General features: G+C 75.6%; 3 protein-coding genes. All 3 read left to right on the top strand.

Annotated elements, in window-relative coordinates:
• Nucleotides 1–1245 (top strand): type I polyketide synthase (locus BGM09_RS32885; protein WP_188285397.1); only part of this gene is annotated, 1245 nt, incomplete at its 5' end.
• A gap of 159 nt (nucleotides 1246–1404) precedes the next feature.
• Nucleotides 1405–6297 carry a type I polyketide synthase gene (locus BGM09_RS32880; RefSeq protein ID WP_188285396.1) on the top strand — a complete coding sequence of 1631 codons (4893 nt, stop codon included), beginning with the start codon at nucleotides 1405–1407 and terminating at the stop codon, nucleotides 6295–6297.
• Nucleotides 6298–6309: 12 nt separating this feature from the next.
• Nucleotides 6310–9217, top strand: a 2908-nt coding sequence (locus tag BGM09_RS32875) for a type I polyketide synthase (RefSeq protein WP_188285395.1), incomplete at its 3' end; no start/stop codon positions are given.

The following is a 9217-nucleotide window of genomic DNA, read 5'->3' as shown; positions in this document are numbered from 1 at the left end:
GTACGGCACCTGTTGCTGACCTCGCGGCGCGGTCTCGCGGCCCCCGGGGCGCGGGAGCTGGCCGAGGAGCTGGCCGGGTCCGCCGGGCCCGGCGCCACCGTACGGATCGAGGCGTGCGACGCCGCCGACCGCGGCGAGCTGACCGCGCTGCTGGCCTCGGTGCCGCCGGAGCACCCGCTGACCGGTGTGCTGCACGCGGCCGGTGTCCTGGACGACGGGCTGCTCGCCGGCCAGTCGCCGCAGCGCCTGGCGGACGTGCTGCGGCCCAAGGCGGACGCGGCCTGGCTGCTGCACGAGCTGACCGCGGACCTGCCGCTGGCCGCCTTCGTCCTGTTCTCCTCCGTCGCGGGCGTGCTCGGCAACGCCGGGCAGACCACGTACGGAGCCGCCAACACCTTCCTGGACGCGCTGGCCGTCCACCGCCGGGCGGCGGGGCTGCCCGCGGTCTCCGTGGCCTGGGGCCTGTGGTCGACGGCGGGCATGGGCTCGACGCTGACCGCGGCCGACGAGGCGCGGCTGGCCAGGATCGGGGTCGCCCCGCTCGACGAGCGGCAGGGCCTCGGGCTGCTGGACACCGTGCTGACCGACCCCGACGTGGAGGCCGCGGTCGTGGCCTCCCGCTGGAGCCTGAGCGGCCTGCGCGGCGCGCAGGACAGCGGCGAGCGGATTCCGCAGATCCTGCGCGGCCTGGTTCGCGCGGGACGGCGGACCGCGGAAGGCGGCGGCGCCCGGCAGTCCGGCGCCAGCGCCGCGGGCGGCCTGGCCAAGAAGCTCGAAGGACTCACCGGTGACGCCGCGAAGTCCGCGGTCGACACCGCCGTACGCCACCACGTGGCCGCGGTACTGGCCCACGGAGCGCCCGAAGCGCTCGACCCCGACCTGCCCTTCATCGACCTCGGATTCGACTCGCTGACGGCGGTCGAACTGCGCAATCGGCTCCAGACGGACTCCGGTCTCGACCTGGCCCCGACGCTCGTCTTCGATCACCCGACCATCGGCGCCCTGGCGGAGCACCTGGCCATCGCGCTGGTCCCGGCCCCGAAGGATGACGTGACCACCATGGAAGAAGCCCTCGCCCGGATCACCGGCGAACTCAGCTCGTCCGCACCCGCGCTGCGGGACCGCATGGTCGTGGCGCTACAGGACGCCCTCAACCGGCTCGGAGTCCCGGTGGACTCCCCCACCGCGGTGCTCGACGAAGCCTCCGACGAGGAGATCTTCGCCTTCATCGACGCCCAGGCGTAACCCCGCGCCGGGCGCACGGCCCGGCCACCGAAGTACAGCGACTCCCCGGCACTCCCACCGGCACTCCCCCGGCACATCGCCGGCGCACATCACCGGCACCACCGGCTCCCGGCACCGGGCAGTCCGTCACCACACCACGAATCGGCAGAGGGCAGGAAGATGGCAGGCGAGGACAGACTCCGCGAATACCTGAAGAAGGCCACGGTCGACCTGGGCGACGCCAGGCGCAAGCTGGCCGAGGCCCAGGCGCAGACGCACGAGCCGATCGCGGTCGTCGGCATGTCGTGCCGCTTCCCCGGCGCCGGTTCCGTCGACGCCTACTGGGACCTGCTCGACCAGGGCAGGTCCGCGGTCCTCGACGAGGTGCCGGGCGGCCGGTTCGACCTCGCCCCGCACGTCGAGAACGACGGGGTCTACACCACCCGCGGCGCCTTCCTCGACGACGTGGCGGGCTGGGACGCCCGGTTCTTCGGCAGCTCCCCGCAGGAGGCGCTGCGGATGGACCCGCAGCAGCGGCTGCTCATGGAGCTGACCTGGGAGGCGCTGGAGGACTCCGGTACGCCGCCGCCGAGCCTGGCGGGCAGCCGTACCGGGGTGATGATCGGCTTCTCCGACGTCCTCCAGTACCTGCGCCTGGAGCAGGCCGAGGAAGGTCTGGGCGTGCTGCACGACCCGTACGGCGGCCAGGGCGGTTCCGCCAGCGTCGTCGCGGGCCGGCTCGCCTACCACTACGACCTGCGCGGCCCCGCGCTCACCCTGGACACGGCCTGCTCGTCCTCGCTGGTGGCCGTCCACCTCGCCGGTACGGCGCTGCGCCGCGGCGAGTGCGACCTCGCGGTGGCGGGCGGCGCCTTCCTCCTGATGCACACCGACATGTACGTCAACGCCTGCTCCACCTCGATGCTGTCCCCCGACGGCCTGTGCAAGACCTTCGACGCCCGCGCCGACGGCTATGTGCTGGGCGAGGGCGCCGGGGTGGTCGTCCTGGAGCGGCTCTCCGACGCGGTACGGCGCGGCCACCGGGTGCACGCGGTCATCCGCGGCACGGCCGTCAACCAGGACGGCCGCAGCAACGGCCTGACCGCGCCCAGCCGCAGCGCCCAGGCCGACGTCATCCGCCGCGCGGTGTCCGCGGCCGGGGCGACCCCCGACGACATCGCGTACGTCGAGGCGCACGGCTCCGGCACCAAGCTCGGCGACGCCATCGAACTGGGCGCGCTCACCGATGTGTTCGGGCGTCGCAGCGAGGAACGGCCGCTGCACGTGGGCGCGGTGAAGACCAACATCGGCCACACCCAGGCCGCGGCCGGGATGGCCGGTCTCATCAAGGCCGTCCTCGCCGTCAAGCACCGCACGGTGCCGCCGAATCTGAACATGACCGAGCCCTCGGAGACCGCCGTCGCCGCGGGCGCCGTCCGCCCCGCCTCCGAGTCCCGCCCACTCCCCGCCGACGAGGCGTCGCCGCAGCTCGTGGGCGTCAGCTCCTTCGGCTGGTGCGGCACCAACGCCCATGTCGTCCTGGCGGCCCCGTCGCCCGCGGCGGCCGAGACCGGTTCGGCGACGGGCGGCGGCCCGGTCCGCGCCGCTCTCGACACCACGGGAGGCGCCTCGACCGACGAGACCGCCGAAGATTGCGCCGAAGCCGCCCCGGCGCCCGGCAGGGCCGAACTGCTGCCCGTCTCCGCCGCCGACGACGGCGCGCTGGCCGCGCGGCTGGACGCGCTGGCCGCGGTCGCCGGACGCACCGGCCTCGACGACCTGGCGTACACACTGCAAAGCGGCCGTGCGGCACTGGAGTTCAGGCGCGCGGTGGTGGCCGCCGACACCGAGGACGCGACCGCTGCGCTGGCGACCGCGGCGCGGGCCACCGGGGTCCGTACGGTCAAGGGCCGCCCCAAGCTGGCGTATCTGCTGCCGGGCACGGGCGACCACTACCGGGGCATGGCGCGCGATCTGCACCGTACGGAACCGGCGTTCGCCGAGGCCGTCGAGACGTGCCTGGCCGTCGCCGAGGAGCGCTGCGGCATCGACCTGCGGGACACGCTGCTCGGTGAGCCCGCGCAGGCGCCGGCCGACGCGGGGGCGGGCTTTCTGGCCAGGCCCGGCAGCGGGCCTGATCTGGCGGACGACCCGGACAGCCACGCGGAGATCGCGCACCTGTCGCTGTTCACCGTCGAGTACGCGCTGGCCCGGCTGCTGGCCGCGCACGGCGTCACGCCCGACCTGCTGATCGGCTACAGCCTCGGCGAGTACGTGGCCGCGACGCTGGCCGGTGTCTTCGAACTGCCCGACGCCCTGTGGCTGGTGGCGCGGCGCGCCCGGCTGATCGAGGCCGCGCCCGCGGGCCGGATGCTGGCGGTCGCCGCCGACGCCGACCGGGTGCGCGCCGAACTGGCCGCGTGCGGCGCGGCGGTGGACATCGCCGCCGTCAACGGCCCGGCCATGACGGTGGTCAGCGGAGCGCCCGACGCCGTGGCCGCCGCCGCCGCGCATCTGGCCGAACAGGGCCTGGCCGCACGGCAGTTGCGCTCCGCGCACCCCTTCCACTCAGGGCTGCTCGCCCCGGCCCGCGCGGAGTTGGCCAAGGCCGTGGCCGCGGTGCCCCGGCGCGAGCCGCGGGTCCCGGTCGTCTCCAACGTCACCGGTGCGCCGCTGACCGCCGAGCAGGCCACCGACCCCGGCTACTGGGCCGACCACCTGACCAGCCCGGTGCGGTTCGCCGACGGTCTGGGGACGTGCGCGGACCTGGGTGTGGACGGCTATGTGGAGCTGGGCCCCGGCCAGACCCTGGGCGGCCTGCTCCGACAGAACGACCGCAGCGGCGCCAACCCCACCGTGCTCGGCACCGTCCCCGCGCAGTGGGCGGCGGGAGGCCCCGTCGACGGCCGCTCCCGGCTGCTGGAGACCTTCGGCCGGCTCTGGGAACTGGGCGCCGACCTCGACTGGACGTCACTGCGCGGCGGGCGCCCCGGCGCCCTCGCGGAACTGCCCGCCTACCCCTTCCAGCGGACCCGCTACTGGCCGCGCACGGGCACAGGCACAGGTACGGGCACGGCCGCGACCGGCACCGGTTCCACGAGCGGCGCCGTCCAGCCCGACGACTTCTGCTACGCCCCCGCCTGGCAGCAGGACGTCACCCTGCCCGCGCCGACCGCCGCGGAACCGGCCGCGCCCCTGGTGGTGTTCGCCGACGCCGACGGTGTCGGGACCCGGCTCGCCGAGCTGGCCGCGGCCTGCGGCGCACCCGTCACCGAGGTCGTGCCCGGCGGCGCCTGGCGGCGCGACGGACGGCGGGTCGTCATCGACCCGGCCGACCCCGAGCACTACCGCAGGGTCGTCGCCGAAGCGCTGGCAGGGACCGCGGGACCGCTGCGCGTCGCCCACCTGTGGAGCCTGCGCGACCCGGCCCGTACCCCGCTGTTCGCCGACGACGCCGAGCTGGTCAGGGCGGTCCGGCTGGGCTTCGACAGCCTGCTGCTGACCGTCCAGTCGCTCGCCTCGGCGGCGGCAGAACGCGGTGTGAGGCTGCTGACCGTGACCGCGGGCGCCGCCCAGGTGCACGGCGGCGACTGCACGGCGCCCGACCGGGCGCTGGCCCACGGCTTCGCGCGGATCGCCCACGCCGAGCAGCCCGGTACGGCCTGGCGCGGTGTCGACCTGGACCCGTCGGCGCCCGCCGAGCACTCCGCCTCCCACCTCGCGGAGGAGATCGGCCACCGCCCCTGGCGGCACGACGACCCGGCCGCCACCCCCGCGCTGATCGCCTGGCGCGCGGGACGCCGCCTGCTCAAGGACTGGCGCCTGGTGCCGCTCCCCGCGGCCGACGGCGCGACCGGCTTCCCCGTACGCCCCGACGGCGCGTATCTGGTCACCGGCGGCACCCGCGGTCTCGGCCTCGGGCTCGCACGGGAACTCGTACGCTCCGGGGCGCGGCGCCTGGCCCTGGTCGGCAGGACCGACCTGAACGCCGCGGCTGCCGCAGAGCCCGAGGGGCGGGCCGCCCAAAGCCTGCGCGACATCGCCGCGTTGGAGGCGTCCGGCGCCGAGGTGCTGCTGCTCACCGCCGACGTCGGCGTGCCGGAGGACCTGCGGCGCGCGCTGCGCGACTGCCGGGAGCGGTTCGGAACGCTGACCGGCGTCCTGCACGCGGCGGGTGTTCCGGCGGGCGGCATGGCCGTACGCCTCACGCCCGGCACGGCCCGCACGGTGCTCGCGCCGAAGGTGCTCGCCATGGGCCCGCTCGCCGAACTCGTCGGCCCCGGCTCCCCGGAGGCCGACCGGCCGGAGCTGCTGGTCCTGTACTCCTCGGCGGTCAGCGTCTTCGGCGGCCTGGGCGAGGGCGACTACAGCGCCGCCAACACCGTCCTGGACGCGTACGGCGCGGCGCTGGCCGACGCCGCCGCGGCCACCACCAAGGTGCTGAGCGTGGCCTGGGGCCCGTGGCAGCACGACGACTGGCAGGCCGAGGCGTCCGGCGGCGCGCTGGCCGACCGGGTCCGCGAGCACCGCGCCCGCTACGGCTTCTCCGAGTCCGGCGGCAACGCGCTGCTGGGCAGGCTGGCGGGCGCCGCGCGCGGCTCCCTGCTGGCGGTGCGGATGCCGATGGCCGAGGGGTTGCGCGAGTGGGCGGCGCTGACCGACCTGGACGCGCTCGTCGCGGCCGGCGCCCCCGCCGACAGTGACCGGCCGCGCTTCCCCCGGCCGTTGCTGCGTACCGAATACGCGCCCCCGCGCACCGAGTTGGAGACGGTCATCGCCGACAGCTGGGGCCGGCACCTCGGCATCGACGGCATCGGCGTCCACGACCCGTTCTTCGACCTGGGCGGCAACTCCCTGGTCGGGATGTCCATGGTCGCCGACATCGAGAAGCGGCTCGACCGCAGGATCGCCCCGGCCGTCCTGTTCGAGCACCCGACCGTCGCCGCCTTCGCGGCGGCGCTCGACGGCGGTCCCGCCGGGACCGCCACCACCACAGCACGCGACTCCGGCCTCGCCCGGGGCGAGAGACGGCGCCGCGCCCGCGGTGCCCAGCCTTCCATCACCCGGAACTAGGAGGACGGATCCATGCCGCGCATACCCACCGAGGTGTCACCGATGGACATCGCCATCGTCGGCCTCGCCGGGCGTTTCCCCGGCGCCACCGATGCCACGGAGCTGTGGTCGGCGCTCCGCGACGGCCGCTCGGGCATCACCCGCTTCACCGACGACCAACTGCGCGCCGCGGGCGTGCCCGACGAGCTGATCGACGACCCCGCGTATGTGAAGGCGGGCGCGGTGATCGACGGGATCGACCGCTTCGACGCCGACTTCTTCGGGATCAACCCGAAGGAGGCGCAGATCCTCGACCCGCAGCACCGGCTCTTCCTGGAGCACAGTTGGCACGCGCTGGAGGACGCGGGCTGCGACCCGGCGAGCTTCGACGGCTCGATCGGTGTCTTCGCGGGCTGCGCGATCAGCACCTACCTGACGCGTAACGTCGCCCCGTCCGGGATCGGCCGCAGCGTCGGCGAGCTGACCGTGGGCCTGGCCAACGACAAGGACTCGCTGACCCTGCGCGTCGCCCACACGCTGGGTCTTTCCGGGCCCGCGTACGGCATCCAGAGCTACTGCTCGACGTCCCTGGTCGCGGTCTGCGCCGCGGCCACCAGTCTGGCCGGCTTCGAGTGCGACCTGGCGCTCGCGGGCGGCGCGGCCATCGCGGTCCCCGACGACACCGGCTACCTCTACCAGCCGGGCGGCATCAGCTCGCCCGACGGCGAGTGCCGCGCCTTCGACGCCTCCGGCCGGGGCAGCCTGGTCGGCAACGGGGTCGGCGTGGTCGCGCTGCGCCGTCTGGTCGACGCGCTCGCCGACGGCGACCAGGTGTACGCGGTGATCCGCGGCTGGGCCGTCAACAACGACGCGGGCCGCAAGGTCGGCTTCACCGCGCCGGGTGTCAGCGGGCAGGCCGAGGTGATCGCCGAGGCGCTCGCCGCCACCGGTCTTGAGCCCGAGGACATCGACTACATCGAGGCGCACGGCACCGGCACCGCGCTCGGCGACGCCGCCGAACTCGCCGCGCTCCAGCAGGTGTTCGACGGCAAGGAGGTCATGATCGGCTCGGTCAAGACCAACCTCGGCCACCTGGACCGCGCGGCCGGTGTGACCGGTCTGATCAAGACCGCCCTGTCGCTGCACCACGGCGAGATCCCCGCGACCCGCAACTACACCGCGCCCAATCCCCAACTGGAGTCCGGCGACGCGCGGTTGACGGTCCTCACCGAGCGGCACCCGTGGCCGCGCGGCGACCGTCCGCGCCGCGCCGGGGTCAGCGCCTTCGGCATCGGCGGCACCAACGCCCACGTGATCCTGGAGGAGGCCCCGCCGGTCGCCGCCCGCAGCACCGGCTCGGGCCGCCGCAGCGAACTGCTGGTGTGGTCCGCCCGCACCGAGGCCGCCGCCGACGAGGCCACCGCCAACCTCGCCGCCCACCTGGACACCATGGACGACGCGGACACCACGGTCGGCGCGGGCGTCTCCGACGTCGCCTACACCCTCCAGAGCGGCCGCCGGCTCTTCAGCCACCGGCGCGCCCTGGTCGCCGACTCGCTGAGCGGCGCGGCGCGCGAGCTGCGCGCCGGGTCCGCCCTCGGCCGCGCCGACGGCGCCGCCTCCCGGCCGGTCGCCCTCCTGCTGACCGGCGCCGCGGAGCCGTACCCCGCCGCGGCGGCCGAACTCTATGACGCGGAACCGGCGTTCCGCACCGCGCTGGACGAGTGCCGCGCCGCGGCCCAGGCCGTCGGCGGCGCGCCGCTGGCCGGACTGCTCTCCCCCGACCGCACCAGCGGCCACGACCAGCACGGGCACCGCGCCTTCGCCTTCGGATACGCGCTCGGCACGCTCCTGCGCTCCTGGGGCATCGCGCCGGACGCCCTCCTCGGGCAGGGCGTCGGCGAGTACGTCGCCGGGTGCCTGGCCGGGGTCTTCTCCCTCAAGGACGCCTTCGCGCTGCTGCACCACCGCACGGAGACCGAGGGACAGCCGCTGACCGACTGGGCCGCGGGGCACCTCACCTTGGGCGAGCCCGGAACCGTCCTGTACTCCGCCGCGACCGGCGGCCGGCTGACGGCGGCCGAGGCCGCCGACCCCGCGCACTGGACCGCGACCCTCACGGGACCGCCCGCCGACCCCGGCACCGCGCTCGGCGCGCTGCTGGAGTCCGGGAACCACGCCCTGCTGGAGATCGGCGACGGCGCCCTCGGCGCCCACCCCGCCCTCGCCGAAGGGCACGCGGACCTGCTGGTCCCCGCGCTGCCCGGCGACGACGACCCGCGCGAGGCCGGCACGGTCCTCACCGAGGCCGTGGGCCGCCTGTGGCTGACCGGCGTCGACATCGACTGGTCCGGCTACCAGCACGGCCGTGACGTCCTGCGCACGAAGCTGCCCGGATACCCCTTCCAGCGCTCCCGCTACTGGATCGACGCGCCCGCCGCCGCCAAGCCCGAACTCCCCTCCGCGACACCGGAGTCCGCAGACACCGGTACCGGCACCGCCTCCGGCACGGAGGAGCACGTACAGGTCATGAGCCGGGTGTGGAGCCCGGACGGGAACGTCGGCACGGGTACGGCCACCGGCCGGTTCCTGCTGTACGCCGACGCCTCCGGGGTCGGCGACGCGCTGGCCGAGCGGCTGCGCGGGACGGGCGCCGAGGCCGTCACCGTACGGCCGACGGACGCGCCCGACACCGCTCAGGTGCCCGGCGACGGGCCGCTGACCGTGGTCGTGCTGTCCGCGCTGGACGCGGAAGGGCCCGACGCGGACCCGGCCGAGGCCGTCCTCGACGTCTCCCGCGCCGTCTCGGCGTGGGGCGACCGGGCCGAGACCGGCGGTGTCGTCGTGGTCACCCGCGGCGGCCAGAGCGTCACGGCCGCCGAGCGGAGCCTGCCGGCGCAGGCCGCGGTCGCCGTCCTGCCGGTCGTCGCGGGCCAGGAGT

This window comes from Streptomyces sp. CBMA29 (assembly GCF_014596445.1).
Lineage (GTDB): Bacteria > Actinomycetota > Actinomycetes > Streptomycetales > Streptomycetaceae > Actinacidiphila.
The sequence above is the reverse complement of the archived record's forward strand: the minus strand, read 5'-3'. Positions and strand labels throughout refer to the sequence as shown.

Excerpts from the sequence above, each read along its gene's own strand:
- BGM09_RS32880 (WP_188285396.1), top strand. The coding sequence starts at position 1,405 with ATGGCAGGCGAGGACAGACTCCGCGAATACCTGAAGAAGGCCACGGTC.